18 protein-coding genes and 1 pseudogene are annotated in these 23,737 nt (G+C 73.7%); 6 read left to right on the forward strand and 13 right to left on the reverse strand.

Going from position 1 to position 23,737, the window contains the following annotated elements:
• Positions 1–39: 39 nt before the first annotated feature.
• The 6 genes and pseudogenes from RWK90_RS13565 to RWK90_RS13590 form a co-directional block, all read right to left on the reverse strand.
• Positions 40–1,212, reverse strand: a complete 1,173-nt coding sequence (locus RWK90_RS13565; RefSeq protein WP_314038141.1) for a lipid-transfer protein — start codon at positions 1,210–1,212, stop codon at positions 40–42.
• Positions 1,209–1,658: a MaoC family dehydratase gene (locus tag RWK90_RS13570; RefSeq protein WP_396230341.1), complete on the reverse strand. Its 450-nt coding sequence runs from the start codon at positions 1,656–1,658 to the stop codon at positions 1,209–1,211. The genes RWK90_RS13565 and RWK90_RS13570 overlap by 4 nt, the downstream gene beginning before the upstream one ends.
• Positions 1,655–2,743: a bifunctional MaoC family dehydratase N-terminal/OB-fold nucleic acid binding domain-containing protein gene (locus RWK90_RS13575; RefSeq protein WP_314038142.1), complete on the reverse strand. Its 1,089-nt coding sequence runs from the start codon at positions 2,741–2,743 to the stop codon at positions 1,655–1,657. The genes RWK90_RS13570 and RWK90_RS13575 overlap by 4 nt, the downstream gene beginning before the upstream one ends.
• Positions 2,744–2,785: 42 nt before the next feature.
• Positions 2,786–4,006: an acyl-CoA dehydrogenase family protein gene (locus tag RWK90_RS13580; RefSeq protein ID WP_314038223.1), complete on the reverse strand. Its 1,221-nt coding sequence runs from the start codon at positions 4,004–4,006 to the stop codon at positions 2,786–2,788.
• Positions 4,007–4,069: 63 nt separating this feature from the next.
• Positions 4,070–5,140 (reverse strand): annotated as a pseudogene (locus tag RWK90_RS13585) (acyl-CoA dehydrogenase family protein); the annotation flags it as partial.
• 85 nt (positions 5,141–5,225) lie between these two features.
• Positions 5,226–7,397 carry an acyl-CoA dehydrogenase gene (locus RWK90_RS13590; protein WP_314038143.1) on the reverse strand — a complete coding sequence of 724 codons (2,172 nt, stop codon included), beginning with the start codon at positions 7,395–7,397 and terminating at the stop codon, positions 5,226–5,228.
• Between the two features lie 216 nt (positions 7,398–7,613).
• On the opposite strand from RWK90_RS13590, the gene kstR reads away from it, so the two are divergent.
• The gene (gene kstR / locus RWK90_RS13595; RefSeq protein WP_314038144.1) at positions 7,614–8,360 is read left to right on the forward strand and encodes a cholesterol catabolism transcriptional regulator KstR; all 747 of its coding nucleotides are present in this window, start codon (positions 7,614–7,616) and stop codon (positions 8,358–8,360) included.
• 975 nt (positions 8,361–9,335) lie between these two features.
• Here the strand turns inward: kstR and RWK90_RS13600 are convergent.
• Positions 9,336–10,628 carry a Glu/Leu/Phe/Val dehydrogenase dimerization domain-containing protein gene (locus RWK90_RS13600; protein WP_314038145.1) on the reverse strand — a complete coding sequence of 431 codons (1,293 nt, stop codon included), beginning with the start codon at positions 10,626–10,628 and terminating at the stop codon, positions 9,336–9,338.
• Between the two features lie 153 nt (positions 10,629–10,781).
• Here RWK90_RS13600 and RWK90_RS13605 point away from each other — a divergent pair, with 153 nt between their 5' ends.
• Positions 10,782–11,753 carry a LysR substrate-binding domain-containing protein gene (locus tag RWK90_RS13605; RefSeq protein WP_314038146.1) on the forward strand — a complete coding sequence of 324 codons (972 nt, stop codon included), beginning with the start codon at positions 10,782–10,784 and terminating at the stop codon, positions 11,751–11,753.
• 6 nt (positions 11,754–11,759) lie between these two features.
• On the opposite strand, the gene thpD is transcribed toward RWK90_RS13605, so the two are convergent.
• Positions 11,760–12,623 (reverse strand): ectoine hydroxylase, encoded by an 864-nt coding sequence (gene thpD, locus RWK90_RS13610; RefSeq protein ID WP_314038147.1) that lies wholly within the window; start codon positions 12,621–12,623, stop codon positions 11,760–11,762.
• Positions 12,624–12,731: 108 nt separating this feature from the next.
• The gene (locus RWK90_RS13615) at positions 12,732–13,730 is read right to left on the reverse strand and encodes a D-2-hydroxyacid dehydrogenase (RefSeq protein WP_314038148.1); all 999 of its coding nucleotides are present in this window, start codon (positions 13,728–13,730) and stop codon (positions 12,732–12,734) included.
• Between the two features lie 89 nt (positions 13,731–13,819).
• On the opposite strand from RWK90_RS13615, the gene RWK90_RS13620 reads away from it, so the two are divergent.
• The 3 genes from RWK90_RS13620 to RWK90_RS13630 are packed head-to-tail and all read left to right on the forward strand — an operon-like array spanning position 13,820 to position 19,625.
• Positions 13,820–15,109 carry an aspartate aminotransferase family protein gene (locus RWK90_RS13620; RefSeq protein WP_314038149.1) on the forward strand — a complete coding sequence of 430 codons (1,290 nt, stop codon included), beginning with the start codon at positions 13,820–13,822 and terminating at the stop codon, positions 15,107–15,109.
• Entirely contained in the window at positions 15,106–18,165 is a 3,060-nt protein-coding gene (locus RWK90_RS13625) for an FAD-binding and (Fe-S)-binding domain-containing protein (RefSeq protein WP_396230342.1), read from the forward strand. The genes RWK90_RS13620 and RWK90_RS13625 overlap by 4 nt, the downstream gene beginning before the upstream one ends.
• Positions 18,162–19,625, forward strand: coding sequence for an NAD-dependent succinate-semialdehyde dehydrogenase (locus RWK90_RS13630; protein ID WP_314038150.1), 1,464 nt, complete (start codon positions 18,162–18,164; stop codon positions 19,623–19,625). Before RWK90_RS13625 ends, RWK90_RS13630 begins: the two co-directional genes overlap by 4 nt.
• On the opposite strand, the gene RWK90_RS13635 is transcribed toward RWK90_RS13630, so the two are convergent.
• Positions 19,622–19,897: a WhiB family transcriptional regulator gene (locus RWK90_RS13635; protein ID WP_314038151.1), complete on the reverse strand. Its 276-nt coding sequence runs from the start codon at positions 19,895–19,897 to the stop codon at positions 19,622–19,624. The two genes, RWK90_RS13630 and RWK90_RS13635, sit on opposite strands and share 4 nt — an antisense overlap.
• Before the next feature lie 95 nt (positions 19,898–19,992).
• Here RWK90_RS13635 and RWK90_RS13640 point away from each other — a divergent pair, with 95 nt between their 5' ends.
• On the forward strand, positions 19,993–20,610 hold the full coding sequence (locus RWK90_RS13640; RefSeq protein ID WP_314038152.1) for a response regulator transcription factor: 618 nt from the start codon (positions 19,993–19,995) through the stop codon (positions 20,608–20,610).
• Between the two features lie 71 nt (positions 20,611–20,681).
• On the opposite strand, the gene RWK90_RS13645 is transcribed toward RWK90_RS13640, so the two are convergent.
• The 3 genes from RWK90_RS13645 to ehuA form a co-directional block, all read right to left on the reverse strand.
• The gene (locus RWK90_RS13645; RefSeq protein ID WP_314038153.1) at positions 20,682–21,389 is read right to left on the reverse strand and encodes a GntR family transcriptional regulator; all 708 of its coding nucleotides are present in this window, start codon (positions 21,387–21,389) and stop codon (positions 20,682–20,684) included.
• Complete coding sequence (locus tag RWK90_RS13650; RefSeq protein WP_314038154.1) at positions 21,386–22,858, reverse strand: amidase; 1,473 nt, start codon at positions 22,856–22,858, stop codon at positions 21,386–21,388. The genes RWK90_RS13645 and RWK90_RS13650 overlap by 4 nt, the downstream gene beginning before the upstream one ends.
• An 83-nt stretch (positions 22,859–22,941) precedes the next feature.
• Positions 22,942–23,703: an ectoine/hydroxyectoine ABC transporter ATP-binding protein EhuA gene (gene ehuA, locus RWK90_RS13655; protein WP_314038225.1), complete on the reverse strand. Its 762-nt coding sequence runs from the start codon at positions 23,701–23,703 to the stop codon at positions 22,942–22,944.
• Positions 23,704–23,737 lie beyond the last annotated feature (34 nt).

Genomic DNA, 23,737 nt, shown 5'->3' on the forward strand with positions numbered 1-23,737 from the left:
CCGATCACATATATGTGATGTGCGTTCCCGCGGAGTCGCTCAGACGGTGAGGACGAGCCCGGAGGTGGGCACGCCGGTGCCGGCGGTGACGAGCAGCTTCTCCGCGCCCGGCACCTGGTTGACCGAGTCGCCGCGCAGCTGGCGCACGCCCTCGGCGATGCCGTTCATCCCGTGGATGTACGCCTCGCCCAGCTGGCCGCCGTGGGTGTTCAGCGGCAGCCGGCCGCCCACCTCGAGTGCGCCGGGCTCGCGGACGAAGTCCTTGGCCTCGCCACGCCCGCAGAAGCCCAGCTCCTCGAGCTGCATGAGGACGTACGGGGTGAAGTGGTCGTACAGCACCGCCATGTCCATGTCCTCGGGCCGCAGGCCGGACTGGTTCCACAGCTGGTCGCCCACGATCCCCATCTCCGGCAGTCCCGCGAGCTCGGGGCGGTAGTACGAGGTCATGATGTACTGATCCGGCCCGGAACCCGACGCCGCCGCAGCGATCGAGACCGGCGTGTGCGGCAGGTCGCGGGCCCGCTCGGGCGTGGTCACGACGATCGCCTGGCCGCCGTCCGACTCCTGGCAGCAGTCCAGCAGGTGCAGCGGCTCGGCGATGTAGCGCGAGGCCTGGTGCTCCTCCAGCGTGATGGGCTTGCCGTGGAAGAACGCCGCCGGGTTGACCGCGGCGTGCTTGCGGTCCACCACCGCGACGCGACCGAAGTCCTCGCTCGTGGCGCCGTACTCGTGCATGTACCGCTGCGCGACCATCGCCACGAAGCCGGCCGGGGTGGACAGGCCGTGCGGGTAGGAGAACGCGTTGTCCGTGCCCGAGGAGTTGACCTGGTGCACCAGCGCCGAGTTGACCTGGCCGAACCGCATCCCGGAGCGCTCGTTGAACGCTCGGTAGCAGACCACGACCTCCGCGACACCCGTCGCGACGGCCATCGCCGCCTGCTGCACGGTCGCGCACGCGGCGCCGCCGCCGTAGTGGATGCGGGAGAAGAAGTTCAGGTGCCCGATCCCGGCGGCGCGGGCCACGGCGATCTCGGTGTTGGTGTCCATGGTGAACGACACCAGGCCGTCCACGTCCGAGGGCTCGAGCCCGGCGTCCGCCACGGCGGCCTGCACGGCCTCGGCGGCGAGCCGCAGCTCGGAGCGTCCGGAGTCCTTGGAGAAGTCGGTGGCACCGATCCCGACGATCGACGCCTTGTCCGCGAGGGAGCTCACTGCGGGTCTCCGTTCATGTAGAGGGTCGCCGTCGAGGTGACGTGCGCGCCCAGCGAGTCGGTGCCGACGATCTTCACCGTGACCAGCCCGTCGTCGGCGACGTCCGTGACCTCGCCGGTGAGGGTCAGCGTGTCGTAGGCGTACCAGGGCACGCCCAGGCGCAGCTTGATGGAGGTGATGCGCGCGCGCTGGCCAGCCCAGTCGGTGACGAAGCGCTGCACCAGACCGGTGTCGGTGAGGATGTTGACGAAGATGTCCTTGGACCCCTTGGCGTGGGCCAGGTCGCGGTCGTGGTGGACGTCCTGGAAGTCCCGGGTCGCCAGGGCGGAGGCCACGATGAACGTCGGCGTCCCCTCGATGGTCAGCTCGGGCAGCCGGTCCCCCACCCGCGCGGCGGGCGGCTCGGCGGGGCAGATCACGTCGGTCACTGCACTGTTCTCGCTCACTTGACGGCCCCTTCCCGGACCTCGGGCATCTGACGATCCACCGTGGGTGCGCCGGCCGGTCGCCAGGCGTACAGCGTCCACGGATCGGTGCCGAAGGCCGCGTCCTCGGACTCGTCGCCCGGCATGTCGAGGAACTCCACCTCGACCTCCATGCCGATCTTCACCTCGGCCGGGTCGACGTCGCGCAGCTCACCGAGCATGCGCACGCCCTCCTCCAGCTCCACCAGCGCGATCACGAACGGGAACCTGGTCCGGCCCGGCACGCGCGGGGCGTGGTGGACCACGAAGCTGAACACGGTGCCGCGACCGGAGGACACGACGTAGTCGGTCTGCTCGGACTTGTCCTTCCACAGCGCCGGCACCGGCGGGTGCTGCAGCGAGCCGTCCTCGCGCTGCTGGATGCGCAGCTCGTGCGCGCGCACGCCGTCCCAGAAGAACTGCGTGTCGTGCGAGACCGAGGGGCGCAGGACCTTGCCCACCACCAGGTCGTCGGTGGCCGAGCCGGAGCTGGCGACGATCTTCTCCTCGGTCGCGGCCGGGGCCGCCGCCGTGGCCGGCGGGCGGAACTTGAGGATGCGGAAGTCCATCTCCGCCACGACCTCGTCGCCGACGCGCCAGTAGTTGCGGGTGGTGAAGAACCAGCCCTCGCCCAGGCCCGTGACCTTGGGGCCCACCACGTCGACCAGGACCGACTGGATGGTCACCTCCTCGCCCGGGCGGGTGTAGCGGTGGTACGTCGAGTCGCAGTTGGTCGCCACGACGGAGGTGAAGCCCTCGGCGTCGAGGATGTCGGTCATGCGGCCCAGCGGGTCGTCGGCCTCGCGGGTCTTGCCGAGCCCGCGCATGGTCCACACCTGCGCCATCGCCGGCGGGGCCACCAGCCCGTCGTGGCCGGCCTCGCGCGCCGCCTCGTCGGACTCGTAGATCGGGTTGGTGTCCCCGATGGCCTCGGTCCAGTTGCGGATCATCGGCAGGTTGATGGGGTCGCGGCCCGCCCGGCGGGCGCTGCCGCCGGAGGCCTTGACCTCCTCGGCCGCCGCGAGGATGCGGGCGGCCCGCTCGTCGGTCACGGTGTCGTCACTCATGGTTGCCTTCTCGTTCCGGGAAAGAGGGTGCGGCGGGCGGGGTCAGCGGGCCGTGCGGGGCATGCCGAGGCCGCCCATGCAGACCAGCTCGCGCATGACCTCGTTGACGCCGCCGCCGAAGGTGATCACGACGTTGCGCTTGTTCATCATGTCGAACCAGCGCTGCAGCGCCGCCGTGTCGGGATCGGTGGGATCGCCGAAGCGGCCGAGCAGTTCCTCGACGATCCGGCCGACGTGCTGGATCTTCTCCGTGGAGAACACCTTGGACGCGGCGGAGTCACCCATCGACGGGTTGTCACCGGTCGAGGAGACCTGCCAGTTGAGCAGCTCGTTGAGCCGGACGATCGCGAAGATCTCGGCCAGGCCGCGACGCACCTCGGGGCGGTCCAGGTGCCGCACGCCGTCGGCGCCGGTGCCGCGGGCCCACCGGGCGAGCTCGTCGTAGTAGCCGCCGGGCCGCCCGGACGGGGCGAGCATGACGCGCTCGTGGTTGAGCTGGGTGGTGAGCATCTTCCAGCCCCCGTCGACCTCACCCACGACCATGTCCGCCGGCACCCGCACGTCGGAGTAGTAGGTGGCGTTGACGTGATGGGCGCCGTCGCAGGTGATGATCGGCGTGTAGGAGAAGCCGGGGTCGGTGGTGTCGACGATGAAGATCGTCAGCCCGCGGTGCCGCGAGTCCGGGGTGCCGGTGCGGGCGGCGAGCCAGATGTAGTCGGCGTGGTGCCCGCCGGTGGTCCACATCTTCTGGCCGTTGATGATCCAGTCACCGGTCGCCTCGTCCCTGCGCGCCGTGGTGCGCAGGGCGGCGAGGTCGGTGCCGGCGTCGGGCTCGGAGTAGCCGATCGCGAAGTGGATCGTCCCGTCGAGGATCCCGGGGAGGAACTTCTCCTTCTGCTTCTCGGTGCCGTACTTCTGCAGGGTCGGCCCGACCGTCTGCAGGGTCACCGAGGGCAGCGGCACGTCCGCGCGGGTGGCCTCGTTCGTGAAGATCTGCTGCTCGATGTGGCCGAAGCCCTTGCCGCCGTACTCGGTGGGCCAGCCCACTCCCAGCCAGCCGTCGCGGCCCATCCGCTTGATGATCTCCGCGTACGTGTCACCGTGGCGCGTGGTCGCGATGTCGGCGGCCTCCTCCGGCGAGATGAGGGTGGAGAAGTACTCGCGCAGCTCGGCCTGCAGGGCGCGCTGGGAGGGCGTGAGGTCGATGAACGCGGCGTCGTCGTCGGTGCCGGCGGCGTCGGCGTCACCGGAGGCGGGGGCCACGTGCTCCACCGGGTCGGCGGCGATCGCCGCGCCCAGCGCGTCGAGGTGCAGCTGGGCACCGCCGACGAAGCGGGCGAGGTCCTTGACCGCGGAGGAGTACTTGAACATCGGGTACGTCACGTCCACGCCCACGCCCCCGTGGAGGTGGTGCATGAGCTGCACGGCGCGCGGGCCCTCGGTGGCCAGCCAGTAGGCACCGATCACCGGGTCGGTCTCGTAACGGTCGCCGGGGCCGGTCAGCCCCTCGGCGATGCGCCACGCCACCGACTGCGCGATCACGTGCAGGGTCTGGGAGACGATGTACACGTCCGCCAACTCCTGCTGGACCGCCTGGAACGAGCCGAGCGGCTTGCCGAACTGGACCCGCTCCTTGAGGTAGCCGGCCGTCATGTCCAGCGCGCCGGCCACGAGACCGTCCCCGTGGGCGATACAGGCGGCCAGGACGAGGCGTCGGAACACCTCGAGGACGGGCTCCGGTCCCGAGCCGCGGAGCACGTCGTCGTCGTCCACCTCCACGCCGTCCAACCGCATCGCGTACTCCGGCACCCCCAGGGAGCCGAGGGTGGGGGTCAGGGTGACGCCGGGGGCGTCGGGGGCGACGACGACGAGGGCCGCACCCTCGGGCGTGGCCGCCGGCACGAGCACGGAGCCGGCCTGGGCCGCGAACCGCACGGAGGTGGCGGTCCCCGAGAGCTTCCCGCCCTCCAGGCGCACGGTGGGCTCGAGCGGGAGCGGGTTACCGGGCTCGCCGACGGCGGCGGTGAGGATACGGCCGTCCTCGATGCCCTCCAGCAGGCGCTTCTGCTGGGCGGGGGTGCCGAGGGTGACGATCGGCAGCACGCCGAAGCCGAGCGTCTCCAGGGCGGGGATCACGACGCCGGCGCGGCCGACCTCCTCGAGCACCACGGCGATGTCGGCGGGCGTGAGGTCGTCGCCGCCGAGCTCGGCGGGCAGGCCCAGGGAGAGCAGTCCGGAGGAGGCGAACGCCGACCAGAGGCGCTCGTCGTAGCCGGCGTCGTCGACACTGCGGCTCGGCAGCGCGGTGAGCAGTTCCTCGGCCGGGGCGGCCGTCGACAGCGCGCCGGCCACCGCCTCGGCGACGGCGGCCTGGGTCTCGGTACGCGTGAAGTCCACGATCAGTCCTGTTCGGGTAACGGGGCGGGAAAGGGGTGGGGGGGTGCTGGCCGGCCCGCCCTCGTGGGGCGGGCCGGCCCGGGTGTCAGTCTCTGGGCAGTCCGAGGATGCGCTCGCCGACCACGTTGAGCAGCACCTGCTCGGTGCCGCCGGCGATCGACAGGCAGCGGACCATGAGGAACTTGCGGCCCTGCTCGGTGAACTCGACGCCGCCGGTGCCGGTGAGGGTGAGCCCGAACTCGGCGATGTCCTGCCGGTGGCGCACGCCGACGATCTTGCGGACGCTCGACTCGGCGCCCGGGCCGGAGCCGGCGAGGCTGCGCAGCGCGGTGCGCAGGTCCAGCAGGTTGCCCACGACGCCGTCGGCGACGTGCTTGCCGAACTCGTCGAGCACCAGCGCGTCGTCGGCCACCCCGGCGTCGTTGATGAGGCCGATGATCTCCTCGGCCGCGTCACCGAGCGAGGAGCCGCCGCCCATCGCCACGCGCTCGTTGGCCAGCGTGGTGCGCGCGATCTTCCAGCCGTCGTTCACCGTGCCGATCTGGAACTCGTCCGGGACGAACAGGTCCTCGAGGTAGACCTCGTTGAACAGCGCCTCGCCGGTGATCTCGCGCAGCGGACGGGTGCGGATGCCCTCCGAGCGCATGTCCACGAGGAAGTAGGTGATGCCCTTGTGCTTGGGGGCATCCTTGTCGGTGCGCGCCAGGCACATCGCCCAGTCCGCCTCGACCGCGAGGGAGGTCCACACCTTCTGGCCGTTGAGCTTCCAGCCGCCCTCGACCTTCTCGGCGGTCGTGCGCAGGGCCGCGAGGTCGGAGCCGGCACCGGGCTCGGAGAACAGCTGGCACCACTTGATCGCCCCGGCCATGGTGTCCCGCACCAGCTTCTCGGCGTGCTCGGGCGCGGCCTGGAGGATGGTCGGCACCGCCCAGCCGCCGATGGTGATGTCGTGGCGGGTGACGCCGGCGGCCTCGAGCTCCTCGTCGATGAGCAGCTGTTCGGCCGGGCCCGCGCCCAGGCCCCACGGCTCGGGCAGGTGCGGCATGAAGAGTCCGGTGTCGGCGAGGGCACGCTTGCGCTCGTCGCCCTCGGCCGCGGCGACCTTCGCGACCAGCGCGCGGATCTCCTCGCGGCGGGCGTCCAGGCCGTCGATCTCGGACAGGTCGATGTCCAGGTGGCGGCGCTTCCCGGCGAGGGTGAGCTCGGCCAGGCTGCGGCGCCAGCGGGCGGAGCCGCCGATGATCTGACGCAGGGCGCTCGCGCGGCGCATGTAGAAGTGCGCGTCGTGCTCGAAGGTGAAGCCGATGCCGCCGAGGATCTGGATGCAGTCCTGGGAGTTGCGCACGGCGTTGTCGAAGGCCAGCGCGCCCGCGACCGCGGCGGCGACGGCCAGCTCGGAGTCCGGTGCGCCGAGGTCCTCCGCCGCCACGGCGGCGTCCCACGCGAGCGCGCGGACCTGCTCGGTGCGGCAGAGCATGTCCGCCGCCAGGTGCTTGATGGACTGGAACGAGCCGATGGTGCGGCCGAACTGCTCGCGGATCTTGGCGTAGTCGACGGCCGTGGCGAGCGTGTAGTCCGCGACACCCGCGGCCTCGGCGGCGGCCAGCGCCACGAACAGCTGGTGGACGTGCTCGGTGGTGATGCCCTCGAGGATCCGGTCGGCGGGGATCGTCACGCCCTCGAGGCGGACGCGACCGATCGACGCCGAGATGTCGTACGGCGTCGACGGGGTGACCGTGACGCCCGCCGTGCCGGCCTCGAGCAGGGCCCACCGGGTGGTGCCGTCGACCTCGACGGGCAGCAGGAGCCCTCCGTCGGGGGTGCCGCCGTAGGCGATCCCGGGATCGCCGGTGACCGCGCCGGACCCGTCCAGGGCCGCGGTGCCGATGCCCAGGCAGACGCCCACCGGCAGCCCACCCTCGGCGAGGGTCTCCCCCAGCGCCTCGGCGACAGCCCCGCCCGCGCGGGAGACCAACACCCCGGCCAGAGCGGTGGAGAGTACCGGCCCGGGGGCCATGTGAGCCGCGGCGGTCTCGAGCATGCACGCCAGGTCGACGATCTCGGCGCCGGCGCCCCCGTGCTCCTCGGCGACGGCCACGCCGAACAGTCCGAGCTCGGCGAGCTGCGGCCACACCGTCTTCCAGGCTTCCGGATCCTCCTCCTGGACGCGTACCGTGGCCACGGGATCGGCGGACTTCGCCCAGGCCTTGATCGAGCTCTGGATCTCGGTCTGGTCCGGTGTGGTGGCGATGCTCACTGCAGGGCTCCTCGACTCGGGCGGGCGGTGCGTACCCCGCGCGGGGCTCCGGGACCCGCGCACTTCACGCCATAATAGAACGTGTTCTAGGTAACGTGTTCTAGAATGCACCAGTAGGGTCCGATCGGTACACCCGGGTCCCCGCCCGGTACACCAGCCCGAGACCGCCAGCCCGATCAGCAGTCCCGATCCGACCAGCGCAGAAGGTTCGTTGCCATGACCAAGAGCTCGACAGAGACCGGCTCCGCCGCCGCGTCCGACGCCGCCGCGAAGACTGACGAGCCCAGCACGTCGTCACAGCGCGAACGCCGTCGCCGCATCCTCGACGCCACCCTCGCCCTGGCCGCGAAGGGCGGGTACGAGGCCGTGCAGATGCGGGCCGTGGCCGAGAAGGCCGAGGTCGCGGTGGGCACCCTGTACCGCTACTTCCCGTCCAAGGTGCACCTGCTCGTCTCGGCGCTCGCCCGCGAGTTCCGGCGGATCGACCAGCGCACCGAGCGCTCGGCCCCGCCCGGCGACAGCGCGCAGGAGCGAATGATGGTCGTGGTGGACATGATCACGCGGGCCATGCAGCGCGACCCCAACCTCACCGAGGCCATGACGCGGGCGTTCATGTTCGCCGACGCCTCCGTGGCGAACGAGGTCGAGGAAGTCGGCTTCCTCATGGACCGCATCATCGCCCGGGCCCTGGCGCAGGGCGAACCGGACGAGGTCCAGCTGTCCATCGCGCGGGTGATCTCGGACGTGTGGATGTCGAACCTGGTCTCGTGGCTCACCCGGCGGTCCTCCGCGGCGGACGTGGCCACCCGGCTCGCGCTGACGATCGACCTGCTCCTGGGCACCGACGACTCCCCTCGGCGGATGCGTCTGCACACGGCGATCGGCAACGGGAACGGCACCGGCGAGGACGAGGCCGACGGGGGCGCCGACGCTGCCGCGGCCGATCGGACCGCCGACGCCTGACGCCCCGCGCCCGCGCACCCGCCACAGCCGCCCCCCGCGATGGCGCCTCGCCCCCGCTCATGGCGCCCCGCCCCTGCGCACCCGCCACAGCCGCTCCCGGCGATGGCGTCTCGCCCCGCACATGGCGCCNCCCCCGCGATGGCGCCTCGCCCCCGCTCATGGCGCCCCGCCCCTGCGCACCCGCCACAGCCGCTCCCGGCGATGGCGTCTCGCCCCGCACATGGCGCCCCGCCCCCGCGCACCCGCCACAGCCGCTCCCCGCGATGGCGCCTCGCCCCCGCGCATGGCGCCCCGCTCCCCGCGCCCCCGCCGCAGCCGCTCCCCCCGATGGCGGCTCGCCCCCCACAAGGCGCCCCGACCACGCGCACCCGCCACAGCCGCTCCCGGCGTTGGCGTCTCGCCCCGCCCCTGGCGCCCCGCCCCCGCGCTCCCGCCACAGCCGCTCCCCGCGATGGCGCCTCGCCCCCGCTCATGGCGCCCCGCTCCCCGCGCACCCGCCGCAGCCGCTCCCCACGATGGCGCCTCGCCCCCGCACATGGCGTCCCGCCCCTGCGCACCCGCCGCAGCCGCTCCCCGCGATGGCGCCTCGCCCCGCTCATGGCGCCCCGGTCCCCGCGCACGCGCCGCAGCCGCTCCCCGCGTTGGCGCCTCGCCCCCGCTCCTGGCGCCCCGCTCCCCGCCCCCCCGCCGCAGCCGCTCCCCGCGATGGCGCCTCGCCCCCGCTGATGCCCGCACACAACGCAGCCGCCCCTGGCGATGGCGTCTCGCGCGCACTTCGGGGCGGGCGGGACGCCATGCCGAGGGGCGGCTGTGTGGGCGTCGGACGGCAGACCGGGCTGGCGGGCCGGGGCCGCGGCGGGTTGCGGGCCGGGCCGGGCCGCGGCTGGCTGGCCTGCGGCGAGCTGCCGGGCCGCGGCGGGCGGCGGCGAGCTCGCCGGCTGCGTGAGCGGCGGGCCGCAGCCGGCCGCGGCGGGGTCAGGGCACGACCACCGGCGGCGCCGTCCGGATGGTCCCCGAGACGTCGGCCGCCCACCGCAGCGGCCCGTCGGACGGGTCCCAGTCGGTGAGCAGGTCCGCGACCTTGGTCGTCATCTCGCGTCCGAGCCGCAGGAACGACGTCTCGGCCCGCTCGTCGACCTCGCCCAGGATCAGCCACCACGCCCACGCGACGGCGCCGGCGTTGGCGACGAAGTCCGGCAGCACGGCGATGCCGCGGGCCGTGAGATCGAGTTCGGCGTCAGCGGTCGTCGCGGCGTTCGCGGCCTCCACGACGATCGGGGCGGTGACCTGCGCGCAGTTCTCGGCGGTGATCGCGTACGACACGGCCGCGGGCACCAGCACGTCGACGTCCATCCCGAGGATGCTGTCGCGGTCCAGCCGCTGCACTCGGGCGGGTACCGCCGCGCGGTCGATCTCGCCGAACCGGTCGCGGGTCGCCAGCAGCGCGGGGACGTCGAGACCGGCGGGGTCGTAGAGGGTGCCGGCGGCGTCGGCGAGCGCGACCACCCGCATCCCGGCCTCGTGCAGGTACCACGCGGCGCCGCCGCCCATCGTGCCGACGCCCTGGACGGCGACCGACGTGCGTTCGATGTCCCGACCTCGCACGTATGCGGCGGCGAGGCACGCCTGGGCGACGCCGTAACCGCCGATGACGTCGCCGAGCAGTCCGCCGGGCACGGCCGCGGTCAGGCCACGGAAGATCCGGTCCGCGGTGGCGGCGGGGTCGGCCGAGCGCTCGATCGCCGCGTGGTAGGACTGCCGCATCCCGAGGCGGTCGAAGACCTCGTCGATGAGGTGCTGGGGCACGCCCAGGTCCTCGGCGGTCACCCAGTGCCGGTCGAGGAACGGGCGCATGGCCTCGCAGAACCGGGCGAGCACGTCGACGGCGCGCGGGTCCTTGGGGTCGAAGTCGATACCGCCCTTGGCCCCGCCCACGGGCAGGTCGAACGCCGCGGTCTTGCGGGTCATGCCGCGGGCGAGGTCCTCGACCTCGCGCAGGGTGCAGCCGGCGCGCATGCGGGTGCCGCCGGTCGCCAGGCCGCCGACGAGGGTGTCCACCACGAGGTAACCGCGCGCGCCGGTCTGGTCATCCTCCCAGTGCAGGCGGAGGTAGGGCTCGCGACGGGCGCCCCCGGCGGTGCCGGGCGCGGCGGCGCCGGTCGCCGCGGGGGCGGGCGCCGCGGGAGCGGGGACGGTCCGTGCGGCGGGCACGGCGCGGGGGTCGACTCCGGCGTGGCCGGTCGTGCCCGGGATCTCGATGGATGTCATGGTGCTCGCCTCCTCGGCGACCTCGTCCACCGGCGGGTCCGGTGGCGTGTCCCCAGCATGGGATCGCGCACCCCGGGGGGTCCAGCGAGACTTCGTGGAGCGGACCGTTCACTTTTCCTGCACGGTGGACCCGGGGGCTCCTACGCTCGGGGCATGGAGCCGTCCCTGCACCGCCTGCGGTTGCTCCACGAGCTGGAGCGCCGGGGCACCGTCACCGCGGTCGCGGGCGCCCTGGGGTACACCGTCTCGGCCGTGTCGCAGCAGCTCTCGCTGCTCGAGCGGGAGGCGGGGACGCCGCTGTTCGAGCGGCGGGGGCGCGGGCTGGCGCTGACGGAGGCGGGGCTGGTGCTGGCGGAGCACGCGCGGACGATCCTGGCCGCGGTGGAGGACGCCGGCCACGCGATGGAGTCCGCGCGGGCTGGGGTCGGGACGACCCTCACCGTGGGGGTGTGGGCGTCGGTGGCCTCGACGCTGCTGCCGGCGGGCATCGCGATCCTGGGCCGCGAGCACCCGGGGATCGTGGTGCGCAGTCGCGAGCTGGCTCCGGAGGACACGACGGGCGCGGTCCGCGACGGCTCGCTGGACCTGTCGTTCGTGCTGGACTACTCGAGCTACGCGATGGCGGACGTGCCGGATCTGGTGCGCGTGCCCCTCGCGCGGGAGACGCTGCACGCGGTGGTGCCGCGCGGGACCGTGGCGACCGACCGGGTGTCGCTGTCCGACCTGGCGGGGGCGCCGTGGGTGATCGCGCACCCGCGGTCGCATTTCGGGCGGGCGGTGCGCATCGCCTGCCGGGAGGCGGGGTTCGAGCCGGACGTGCGGCACGAGGCCGGTGAGCAGTCCACCGCGCTGGCGCTGGTGGCGGCCGGGCTGGGCGTGACCCTCGCGTCGGACCTCGGCCTGAGCACGTACCCGGCCGACGTCGACGTGTTGCCGCTGACCGACGGCCTGACCAGGACGGTGTCGCTGACCCATCGCCGTCGCGATGCCCGCCGGCGCCCGCTGCGGGCGTTCCTCCGGTCCTTCACGGCCGCCGCCCGGGAGGTCGGACTCGACCCCCCGGGCGGCGGTGCGGACGGGCGGGACGCCCGGGATGACGCGGGCCTGCCCGACGTCAGCGCGTGAGCGGGCTCAGGGCCGCCGCGCGAGGAAATCCGGCCGCGGCGGGGTGCCCGCGAACGGCTCGGTCAACTCGTTCTCGACACTGTTGAACACGATGAACACGTTGGCCCGCGGCAGCGGGGTGATGTTGCCGCCCGAGGCGTGCAGGGCGTTGCAGTCGAACATCGTCATGGAGCCCGCGCCGCCGGTGAGGACGTCGAGTCCGTGCCTGCGGTACATCTCGGTGATGTGCTCCTCGGACGGCACGCCGACCTTCGGCGCGGTCGTGACGAGCGACTCCTTGTAGTAGTCCTCGGGGGTCTCACCGGCGCACTGGACGTAGTACTTGTGCGTGCCCGGCATGATCATCAGAGGACCGTTGTAGGTCTCGTTGGGCGTGAGTGCGATCGAGGCGCTGCACGCGCGCGGCTTGGGCATCCCGTCCTCGGCGTGCCACGTCTCGAAGTCCGAGTGCCAGTAGAACGCGCCGCCGGCGAAGCCGGGCTTGTAGTTGAGCCGGCTCTGGTGGACGTAGACGTCCGACCCGAGGATCTGGCGCGCCAGGTCGATCGCGCCGGACTGCTCGACGGCCTCCCACACGACCTCGCTGAGGGCGTGGACGTCGAAGATGGAGCGGACGGCCCGGCTGCCCTCCTCGCGGATGATGCGGGGGTCGTCCTCCATCGCGGGGTCGTCCCCGAACCGTCGGAGCTCCTCCCAGCAGGCGTCGATCCGGCCCTGGTCCAGGGCGCCCTCCCGCTGGATGTACCCGCGCTCGGCGAACTGGAGCACCTCGGGGTCCTGGCTACGCCCCCACACGACGGGGTCCGGGCGTTCGACGATCTCGGGCCGTCCGGTCACCCGGGTCCTGTAGTCATCAACGGCAACTGTCACGTGCGACTCCTTTCTCTCCTCAGCCTGAAAAACCCCGGCTGACTCGGGAAATCGAGGGTGCCGCCCTCGTGGGCCGACCGTATCCGCGCCGACGACCTCGGACAACTCTCAGCTGCTGACGTATCCTCGACTCTTGTCCACGGCGGGCCCGGGCTCGCCGCCGGCGAGCCAGGTCCGCACGTGGTCGCGGAACTGTAGCGAGAGCGTGTCGCGCCAGCCCACGACGTCGCCGGACATGTGGGGACTGAGGTGCGCGCCCTCCAGCGTCCAGAGCGGGTCGCCCTGCGGTAGGGGTTCGACGACGAGGACGTCCAGGTGCGCCGAGAGCCTGCCCGCCGCGATCTCCTGCGTGAGGGCGTCCTGATCGACGAGCTCACCGCGGCCCACGTTCACCACGTGGGCGCCGTCGGGAAGGGCCGCCAGCTCGGCCCGCCCGAGCATCCCCCGGGTCGCCTCCGTCAGCGGCGCCACCATGACGAGGTGGTCCACCTCGCCGAGATGCTCGGCCAGGCGGGCGGAGTCCAGGACGCGGCCGAAGTCCTCGTCGTCGTCGGCCGGGCGTCGTCCCGCCCCGGCGACGTCGAGCCCGACCGCCCGCAGGAGCCGCGCGGTGGCCCGCCCGATCCCGCCGGTGCCCACGACCAGGGCGCGCCGGCCGGCCACCCGGGTGGTCTCGCGGTGACGCCACACCCCCGCGCGCTGCAGGGCCTCGGTCTCGTGGAGGCGCTTGTCGTGGGCCATCACGCACGCCAGCACGTACTCGGCGATGGGTCCGTCGAAGACGCCGCGCGCGTTGGTGACCAGGACGTCGGAGTCGCGCAGTTCGTCGAAGAGGAGCGTGTCGACGCCGGCGGCGGCCACGTGGACCCAGCGCAGCGCGTCCGCGGCGTGCCAGGCCGAGGCGAGGGCGGCGGAGAAGATGTCCCACACCAGCAGGATCTCGGCCCCGGGCAGCGCGTCGGCGAGGGTGTCGGCCGTGCACTGCCGCACGTCGGCGAGGGCGTGGAGCTCGTCGAGCGTGGTGGGCGGGGCGAGGCCGTCGGCGGTGAGGACGACGACGGTCGGCCGGGTGGTGGCGTCGGGGCGCGGGTCGGTGCGGCGGTCCATGCGGCCACGGTAGCGCGGATGGGTGGGCCGCCCGGACGAATGATCGTCTGATTGTTGACAATCTACCGAGCCGGCCACACACTGGCCGCATGACCGCGCACCTGTCGCCCCTTCTCAAGCAGGCCACGCCCGTCGTCGTGGACCACGCCCTCGGTTCCTGGATCCACGGCACCGACGGCCGCGACTACCTGGACTTCACCACCGGCATCGGCGTGACCAGCACCGGCCACTGCCACCCCGACGTCGTGGCGGCCGCCCGCGAACAGTGCGGGAAGATCATCCACGCGCAGTACACGACCGTCATGCACCAGCCGCTGCTCGAGCTCACCACCGCGCTCGGCGCGCACCTGCCGGACGGGATCGACTCGGTCTTCTACGCCAACTCCGGCTCCGAGGCGGTCGAGGCCGCCGTGCGCCTGGCGCGCATGGCCACCGGCCGGCCGAACATCGTCACCGTCCAGGGCGGCTTCCACGGCCGCACCGTCGCCGCGGCCAGCCTCACCACCGCCGGCACCCGCTTCTCCGCCGGGTTCTCCCCGCTCATGGGCGGTGTGGTGATGACCCCGTTCCCCCACGCCCTGCGCCACGGCTGGACCACCGACGACGCGGTGGACTTCGCGCTGGCCGAGCTCGACTACCTCATGGCCACCCGCGTCGACGCCCGCGAGATCGCGGCCTTCCTCATCGAGCCCGTCCTGGGCGACGGCGGGTACCTGGCCACTCCCCCGCGCTACCTGCAGGGACTGCGCGAACGCGCCGATCGGATCGGGGCCCTGCTGGTGCTCGACGAGGTCCAGGCCGGCATCGGGCGCACGGGCCGGTTCTGGGGACACCAGCACACCGACGGTCTGGTCCCGGACGTCATCATCACCGCCAAGGGCATCGCTTCGGGCTTCCCCATCTCCGCCATCGCGGCACCCACCGAGCTCATGGCCAGGGCCTGGCCCGGGTCGCAGGGCGGGACGTACGGCGGCAACGCGGTCGCGGCGGCCGCCGGGGTCGCCACCCTCGGGGTGGTCGAGCGCGAGAACCTCGTGCAGTGCGCGGCCGAGCGCGGCGCCCAGCTGCTCGAGGGTCTGCGGCGTAGCCTGGCGGACGTGGGCGAGATCTGCGACATCCGCGGGACCGGACTCATGCTGGGCGTGGAGTTCGGCGATCCGACCGCGCCCGCCGGCAGCGCCGGGGCCGCCGAGGCGGCGCGCCTGGCCGCCGCCGTGCAGCAGGCGTGCGTGGACGAGGACCTGCTCACCCTGACCTGCGGGCCCACCGGGTCCGTGGTGCGCCTCATCCCGGCGCTGGTGGTGACGGCCGAGGAGGTCGACGCCGGCGTCGAGCGCTTCACCCGCGCCGTGCACCGGGTGTGCGACGGGGCGGCGTGACCGCGCGCGTCGACGCGGCCGCGCCCGGCCGGGCCCAGGGCACCGACGGGTCGGCCGAGTCGCTGGTCGACGCGCTCCGCGCGGCGGGACTGGCGCCCGAGGCGGATCGCCGCCGGATCGCCGAGTACTCCTACGACGCCTCCAACTACCGGGTCACCCCGGCCGCGGTGCTCTTCCCCCGCTCGGAGGCCGAGGTCGCCGCCGCGCTCGCCGTGTGCCACCGACTGGGCGTGCCCGCGACGGCCCGCGGCGGCGGCACCTCGATGGCCGGCAACTCCGTCGGCACCGGGCTGGTGCTGGACCTGTCGCGTCACATGCACCGCGTGCTGGGCGTCGACGAGGACGCGCGGACCGTCACCGCCGAGGCCGGCACCGTGCTCACCGACCTGCGCGCGGCCGTCCACGCGGCCACCGGCGAGCGCCTGACCTTCGCGCCCGACCCGTCGAGCCAGTCGCGGGCGTGCCTGGGCGGGGCGATCGGCAACGACGCGTGCGGGAACCACTCCGTGCGCCACGGCCGGACCGCCGACCACGTCCAAGCGCTGCGCCTGGTCACCGCCGACGGCCTTCGACTCACCGCCACCCGGCACGGCGTCGAGGCCACCGACCCCGGGGACGCGGCCGCCACCGCGCGCGCCGAGCACCTCACCGCCGAGCTGCGCGACCTCGCCGCCGGGCACCTCGCCGCGATCCGTACCGAGCTCGGCCGCCTCCCGCGCCAGGTCTCCGGCTACCACCTGCGGCACCTGCTGCCCGAGGAGGGCTTCGACGTGGCGCGCGCACTGGTCGGCTCGGAGGGCACGTGCGCGATCGTCACCGCCGCGACCATGCGCGTCGTCCCCCGCGCCGCGCGCACCGGCCTGCTGGTAGTGGGGTACGCCGACGTCGTCGACGCCGCGCGGGACGTCCCGGCGCTGCTGCGTCACCGCCCCACGGCCGTCGAGGGGATCGACGAGGTGATCGTGGAGACCATGCGCGAGCGCCGCGGCGCCGACGCCGTGGCCGACCTGCCCACCGGGCGCGCGTGGCTGTTCGTGGAGCTCGACGACGACGGCGACGGCGACGACGACGACGAGGTCGGCGGCGCGCGGGACGGGCTCGCCACCCGGATGGCGGAACTGGCCGACGAGCTGACCCGGGACGGCCACGCCCTCGACGCGATCGTCGTGACGGACCCGGTGGCCCGCGCCGACCTGTGGCGCGTGCGCGAGGACGGCGCCGGGCTGAGCTCCCGGCTCACCGACCCCGCCACCGGCGTGACCGTCGAGTCGTGGCCCGGGTGGGAGGACTCCGCGGTGCCGCCCGAGCGCCTGGCCGACTACCTCGCCGAGTTCCGCGACCTGCTCACCCGGCACGGGCTCACCGGCGTGATGTACGGCCACTTCGGCGCCGGCTGCATGCACATCCGGATCACCTTCGACCTGCGCTCCGACGCCGGCCGGGCGGTGTTCCGCGCGTTCTGCACCGACGCCGCCCGCCTGGCCGTGCGTCACGGCGGGTCCCTGTCCGGCGAGCACGGGGACGGCCGCGCCCGCTCGGAACTGCTGCCGCTGATGTACTCGCCGGAGATGCTGGGCGCGTTCGAGCGGTTCGCGCGCCTCTGGGACCCCGCGGGGCTGCTCGCCCCCGGCGGGCTCACCGCCACCCGACCGCTCGACGCCGACCTCGCCCTGGCCGGTGTCGGCCCCGGTGTGGGCGCGCGCGACCTGGGACTGCTCACCTCCTCCAACGGCGCCCACCCCGTGCAGGCGTGCATCGGTGTGGGCCGGTGCCGCACCTCCACCGGCGGCGTGATGTGCCCGTCGTTCCGCGCGACCGGCGACGAGAAGGACTCCACCCGCGGGCGGGCCCGGGTCCTGCAGGAGGTCGTGCGCGGCACGATCGCCGTGGACGACCCGGCCGTCGAGGAGTCGCTCGAACTGTGCCTGGCCTGCAAGGCGTGCTCCTCGGACTGCCCCACCGGGGTGGACATGGCCACCTTCAAGGCCGAGGCGCTGCACCGCCGCTACCGGCGCCGCGTGCGGCCGCGGGCCCACTACTCGCTGGGGCTGCTGCCGCTGTGGCTGCGCGCGACCGTGCACGTCGCGGGGCCGCTCAACGCCGTGCTCGCCACCCCGGCCGGCCGGGCCGCCGCCCGACTGGGCGGGATCACCGGCGAGCGCGCGTTGCCGCGGTTCGCCTCGGCCCGCCGACTGCGCGAGGAACTGGCCCACGTCCCGGACAGCGTGTGGCACGTCCGCGACCGCCGCCCCGGGCCGCGCACCGGCGCCGGGCCCGGGCCGACCGACGCGCCGCGCACCTCCGCCGAGATCGTGCTGTTCCTCGACTCGTTCACCCGGGGACTGCGTCCCCGCGTCGCCGGCGCGGCCGCCCGCGTCCTGGGCGGCTCGCACACCTCCGTCGCCTGCTCCGCCGGTCACTGCTGTGGACTGACGTACGTCACCACCGGCCGACTGGACGCCGCCCGGACCGTGATGGCCCGGACCGCGCGGCACCTCGACGGGATCCGCGGTCCGGACGGGGCGGAGGTCCCCGTCGTCGTCGTCGAACCCTCCTGCGCCGCCACCCTGCGCGGCGACCTCCCCCACCTCCTCGCCGACACCCCCGACGCCGACCTCGCGCGACGCGTCGCGGCGCGGATCCGCTCGGCCGCCGACCACCTCGGCCGCCTCGCCGCCGAGGGTCGCGCCCCCGCCTGGCCCGGCGGCACCGCCCCCGACCGCGTCACCGTGCAGACCCACTGCCACGAGTACGCGACGTTCGGCAACCGCGTGCAGAGGGCGACGCTCACCGCCCTGGGCGTGGGCTCGGTGCGGGAGGCCACCGGCTGCTGCGGCGTGGCCGGCGACTTCGGGTTCACCGCCGGCCACGAGGCGGTCACCGCCGCCGTCGCCGAACAGGCCCTCGCCCCCGCCCTGCGCGCCGACCCCGACGCACCCGTCCTCACCGACGGGTTCTCCTGCGCCACCCAGACCGACCACCTCGGCCGCGCCGGCCACCACCTGTTCGAACTGCTCGACCCCGACCCCGTCCCACCCACCAGGAGGCCCACATGACCCGCTCCGTCACCGACATCATCGCCGGGCTCGGCACCGGCGTGCACGTGGACGGCCGGTGGCGCGACGCCGCCTCCGGGGCCACGTTCGACGTGGTCAACCCCGCCACCGGCGAGACCATCGCGACCGTCGCCGACGGCGGCGCCGACGACGCCGCCGCTGCGATCGCCGCCGCCGGGCGCACCCAGGCCGACTGGGCCGCCGTCCCCGCCCGCGACCGCGCCGAGATCCTGCGCCGTGCCCACGACCTGCTCCTCGAGCGCGCCGACGAGCTCGCCCTGCTCATGACCACCGAGATGGGCAAGCCGCTGGCCGAGGCTCGCGGCGAGGTCGCCTACGGGGCGGAGTTCTTCCGCTGGTTCTCCGAGGAGGCCTGCCGGATCCGCGGCGACGCCCGCCGCTCACCCGACGGCAGGACCCGGCTCATGGTGACGCAGGAACCCGTCGGGCCGTGCATCCTCATCACCCCGTGGAACTTCCCCCTGGCCATGGCCACCCGCAAGATCGGCCCCGCCGTGGCCGCCGGCTGCACCATGGTGTTCAAGCCCGCCAACCTCACCCCGCTGACCTCGCTCTACGTGGTGGACGTCCTGCGTGAGGCCGGCCTGCCCGACGGCGTGCTCAACGTGGTGTGCACGACCGACGCCGGCGGCGTGGTGGAGCCGTGGATCGACTCCGGGATCGCCCGCAAGCTCTCCTTCACCGGCTCCACGCCCGTCGGCCGGAAGCTGCTCGAGCAGTGCTCGCGCGGGGTGCTGCGCACGTCCATGGAGCTCGGTGGCAACGCCCCGTTCGTCGTCTGCTCCGACGCGGACCTGGACACCGCCGTCTCCGCCGCCATGGCCGCCAAGATGCGCAACATGGGCGAGGCGTGCACCTCGGCCAACCGGATCCTCGTCCACCGCTCGGTCATCGGCGAGTTCGGCCGACGGCTCACCGAGAAGATGGCCGCGCTCACCGTGGGCGACGGCACCGCCGACGGCACCGACGTCGGGCCGCTCGTCGAGGAGAAGGCGGTGGCCAAGGTCGTCGACCTGGTCGACGACGCCGTCTCCCGCGGCGCCGAGGTCCTCACGGGCGGCGCGCGCCCCGACGGGCCCGGTTACTTCTACCCGCCCACCGTCCTCACCGGCGTCACCCCCGACGCGGAGCTCATGTCCACCGAGATCTTCGGCCCCGTCGCCGCCCTCGTGCCGTTCGACACCGACGACGAGGCGATCCGCATGGCCAACGACACCGAGTACGGCCTGGTCTCGTTCGTCATGACCGAGAACCTCGACCGCGCGCTGACCATGTCCGAGCGGCTCGAGGCCGGCATGGTCGGCATCAACGTGGGCGTGGTCTCCAACCCGGCCGCCCCGTTCGGCGGTATCAAGCAGTCCGGCCTCGGTCGCGAGGGCGGGCTCAGCGGGATCGACGAGTTCCTGGAGACCAAGCTCGTCGCGATCCCGGTCCGCTAACCCGTGCGCAGGCGCCCGGCCTGGCGGTGACGCTCCGCCTCGGTCATCCCACCCCACACCCCGTACAGCTCACGGTTGACCGTCGCGTGGCGCAGGCACTCGTCGATGACCGGGCACCTGCCGCAGAGCTTCTTGGCGGCGGCCTCCTTGCGACGCCGGGTCGCCTTGGCCTCGTCCTCCCCGTTGTAGAACAGGTCCGGGATATCTCGGCACCTGCCGAGATCGGCCCACGCCCAGTGCTGTTCGGCCTCGGTCAATACGCTGTGCTGCATCGTGCCTCCCACCGTCCGTTCCAGCTTCCGTCGGATCAGGGGTGATTCGGCACACCCTGAGGGGTGGGATGGGTGGGTGGTGCTAAATTTCCCTCATGTCCGTGTCCGTGGCGGTGGTGAACGACTTCCCGCTGGTCATCGCGGGCGTCGAGGCTCTGTTGGGGCCCTACGCCGACCGGGTGTCCCTCCTGCCCTCCCGCGACGGGACCTCCCCCGGCGACCCCGTCGACGTGGTGCTGTTCGACACGTTCGCCTCCGGCCCCACCTGGCGGGACCAGTGCCGGGACCTCTCGCGGGACCCGTCGGTCGGCGCGGTGGCCATCTACTCGTTCATCACCGACCCGCGGGCGGTGGAGGAGGCCCTCGCCGCCGGCGCGCGCGGGTTCCTCGCCAAGTCCCTCGTCGGCGCCGACCTGGTCGCCGGGATAGAGCGGATCGCGGCCGGGGAGCAGCTGACCGCCCTGGCCCCCGACGGCGACTCCGGCCCGTCCTCGGTGTGGCCGACCGGGGACGCCGGGCTCTCACCGCGGGAGGCGGAGATGCTCGCCCTCATCGCACGGGGCCTGTCCAACGAGGACATCGCCGCCGCCTGCTACCTGTCCATCAACACCGTCAAGTCCTACATCCGGGACGCCTACCGCAAGATCGGCGTGACGACCCGCCCGCAGGCCGTGGCCTGGACGATGCGCAACGGGCTCGAGCCGACCCACTGAGGGACGGGGGCGCCGCGGCCCGGCGGGCCCGGGCCCCGCGGCCGCCGCGGCCCTGCGGCCCTGCGGCGGGGTCAGGTCGCCGCGCCCGACCCCAGCACCCGGGCCAGCCCGTCCCTCATGTGTTCGACCAGCAGCGTGCGGGCGGGCGCCGGGTCCGCCGCGCGCACGGCGTCGGCGATCGCGCGGTGCTCGGTGAGACGCGCCTGCGCGTCCGTGTAGGTGCTGCGCATGGCGTGCAGGCACATGCTCGTCTCGACCAGCACCGTCTCGTGCACCCGCGACAACCGCGGGCTCCGGGCCGCCTCGACCAGCGCGTGGTGGAAGTCCAGGTCGGCGGCGACCATGGCCGCGGAGCGCGGCTCGTCGGCGAGGCCGGCCATGACGTCCACCGCGGCGTCGAGGGCGTCCGCGGTCTGCGCACCCAACCCCAGATCGAGGACCCGGTCGAGCGCGGCGGTCTCCACCGTCGTGCGCAGCAGGTACATGTCCTGCACCGCCTCCGGGCTCAGGTCGGCGACGAACAGCCCGCGGTTGCGGTGCGACACGAGCAGACCCTCCTGCGTCAGTCGCTGCATAGCCTCGCGCAGCGGGCCGCGGCTCACGCCCAGGGACCGCGCGAGCCCGGCCTCGCCGAGCTGTGTGCCCGGTGGGAACGTGCCGTCGGAGATGGCCCGGCGCAGGGTGCGCGCGATGAGCGAGGGCGTCGACTCCCGCACCACCGGTTCGAGCCCGGTCGACGCACCGGGATCACCGCCGGCATCGGCAACCGGGAGCGTCATCGGTCGTCGCCCCCCGCCTCGCCGGCGTGGACCCGCGGCGTCGGCACCACCCTGCCGAGCGCGGCCTCCAGCGCGGCGCCGACCCGCACGACGAGGCGGTCCTCGAACCGGGCCCCCACGACCTGCAGCCCCACCGGCAGGCCGGCGTCGGTCGTGCCGCACGGCAGGCTCAGCGCGGGCTGCTGGGTCATGTTGAACGGGTAGGTGTACGGCGTCCACGACGTCCAGTCGGGGCTGTGCCATCCCGGCGGCACGTCCGACCCGACGGGGAACGCCGGGATCGGCGTGGTGGGCGTGACGAGGATGTCGTAGCTCTGGTGGAAGTCGGCCATCCGCGCGCCCAGCGCCATGCGGACCGCCACCGCGTCGAGGTAGTCGGCCGCGGAGAAGTCGCGGTAGCGTCCCAACGCCTCCCGCATCGACGGGTCCACGCGCTCGATCGCGTCGGGCCCGTGGGGCGCGAGGACCGCCGCGAGCCCGGAGAACCACAGCACGTGGAACGCGTCCACGGGATCGGTCACCTCGGGGTCGACGGTGTCGACGTGCGCGCCCAGTGACTCGAGGACCCCGACCGCGCGGGTGACCTCACGCTCGACCTCGGCGTCGTTGCGACCGAACCCCAGCGTGGGACTGTAGGCGACCCGCAGTCCGTCGAGCGGGCGGTCGCCCCGCGCCCCCTCGGTCGCGGACGCGAGGTAGCCGCCGGGCCCGGGTGTCGTGGCGCGGGCGGGAACGGCCGACCAGTCGCGCGGGTCGGGGCGCAGCAGGGCGTCCATGAACGCGGCGGTGTCGGCCACGGTCCGGGTCATGGGGCCCGCGTGGGCGAGGGTGCCGAACGGGCTCGAGGGGAACATGGGGATGACACCGTAGGTGGGCTTGAGCGCCACGATGCCGCAGAACGCGGCGGGGATCCTGACCGAGCCGCCGCCGTCGGTCCCGAGGGCGAGCTGACCGAGGCCCGCGGCGACCGCGGCCGACGCCCCGCCGCTCGACCCGCCCGGGGTGAGGGCGGGATCGTGCGGGTTGCGGGTGATCCCCGTCAGGGTGTTGTCGGTGACGCCCTTCCACGCGAACTCCGGCGTGGTGGTCTTGCCGATCACCACGCAGCCGGCCTCGTGCGCGGCGGAGGTGACCGGGGCGTCGTCGGGCCAGGACGCGGGGGCGTCGGCCCCCGGCTTGTCGACGAGGATCCGCGAACCCCGTAGGGTCGGGACGCCACGGGTGTAGAAGATGTCCTTGATCGACGTGGGCACCCCGTCCAGCGGGCTCAGCGGCTCACCGCGGCGGTACCGCTCCTCCGAGCGCCGGGCGGCGGCGAGGGTCGCCTCGCGGTCGACGTGGCAGAAGGCGTTGATCGCGCCGTCGACCCGCTCGATCGCGTCGAGCGCCTCCGTCGCCGCGTCCACCGGCGAGTAGGCACCGTCCCGGAAGCACTCGGCCAGCTCCAACGCCGTCAAAGAGAATGTCATCCGGGCACCTTCCGCCGAACCGTCTGATTGTCGACAATCGTACAGCGCGGCCGCGCCCGGTCAAGGCCCCCGCGCGCGCCGGCTCAGCGGTCGAGGACGGCCTTGAGGAAGGTGCGGGTCCGCTCCTGTCGGGGCTTGGTGAAGATGTCCTCGGGCGTCCCCTCCTCGACGATCTTGCCCTTGTCGAACACCAGCACCCGGTCGGCGACGTCGCGGGCGAAGCCCATCTCGTGGGTGACGATGAGCATGGTGATGTCGGTGGACTCGGCGATCATCCGCAACACCCCGAGCACGTCCGCGACCAGCTCCGGATCGAGCGCCGACGTGACCTCGTCGAGCAGCAGGATGTCCGGGTCCATGGCCAGCGCGCGGGCGATCGCGACGCGCTGCTGCTGCCCGCCCGAGAGGGTCGTGGGGTGCGCGCGCTCCTTGTCGGCGAGCCCCACGGTCGTCAGGAGCTCGCGTGCCCGCGCCTCCGCCTCCTCCCTGGACCGGCCCAGGACGTGGATCTGCGCCTCGGTGATGTTCCTCAGCACCGTCATGTTGGGGAACAGGTTGAACTGCTGGAACACCATGCCGATCTTCGACCGGACGGCGCGCAGGTGCTTCTGCGAGGGCTTGACCAGCTTGTCGCCCTTGCGCTGGTGGGTCAGCGGCTCGCCGTCCACCCAGATCACGCCGTCGTCCACCGACTCGATCGTCATGAGCAACCGCAGGATCGTCGTCTTGCCCGAACCGCTCGGGCCGATGAGCGCGACCCGCTCGCCACGCCGGACGGTGAAGTCCAGGCTGTCCAGGACGGTGTGGTCGCCGAACTTCTTGACCACCCCGTCGAAGCACACCATCGGCGTGTCGTCGGGTCCCGGCGTCCCCGGCCGG

The organism is Dietzia sp. CH92, assembly GCF_032248695.1.
GTDB lineage: Bacteria > Actinomycetota > Actinomycetes > Mycobacteriales > Mycobacteriaceae > Dietzia.

Coding starts and splice junctions, on each gene's coding strand:
- RWK90_RS13575 (WP_314038142.1), bottom strand. CDS start 2,743: ATGAGTGACGACACCGTGACCGACGAGCGGGCCGCCCGCATCCTCGCG.
- kstR (WP_314038144.1), top strand. CDS start 7,614: ATGACCAAGAGCTCGACAGAGACCGGCTCCGCCGCCGCGTCCGACGCC.
- RWK90_RS13600 (WP_314038145.1), bottom strand. CDS start 10,628: ATGACATCCATCGAGATCCCGGGCACGACCGGCCACGCCGGAGTCGAC.
- RWK90_RS13605 (WP_314038146.1), top strand. CDS start 10,782: ATGGAGCCGTCCCTGCACCGCCTGCGGTTGCTCCACGAGCTGGAGCGC.
- RWK90_RS13615 (WP_314038148.1), bottom strand. CDS start 13,730: ATGGACCGCCGCACCGACCCGCGCCCCGACGCCACCACCCGGCCGACC.
- RWK90_RS13620 (WP_314038149.1), top strand. CDS start 13,820: ATGACCGCGCACCTGTCGCCCCTTCTCAAGCAGGCCACGCCCGTCGTC.
- RWK90_RS13630 (WP_314038150.1), top strand. CDS start 18,162: ATGACCCGCTCCGTCACCGACATCATCGCCGGGCTCGGCACCGGCGTG.
- RWK90_RS13635 (WP_314038151.1), bottom strand. CDS start 19,897: ATGCAGCACAGCGTATTGACCGAGGCCGAACAGCACTGGGCGTGGGCC.
- RWK90_RS13640 (WP_314038152.1), top strand. CDS start 19,993: ATGTCCGTGTCCGTGGCGGTGGTGAACGACTTCCCGCTGGTCATCGCG.
- RWK90_RS13645 (WP_314038153.1), bottom strand. CDS start 21,389: ATGACGCTCCCGGTTGCCGATGCCGGCGGTGATCCCGGTGCGTCGACC.
- RWK90_RS13650 (WP_314038154.1), bottom strand. CDS start 22,858: ATGACATTCTCTTTGACGGCGTTGGAGCTGGCCGAGTGCTTCCGGGAC.
- ehuA (WP_314038225.1), bottom strand. CDS start 23,703: ATGGTGTGCTTCGACGGGGTGGTCAAGAAGTTCGGCGACCACACCGTC.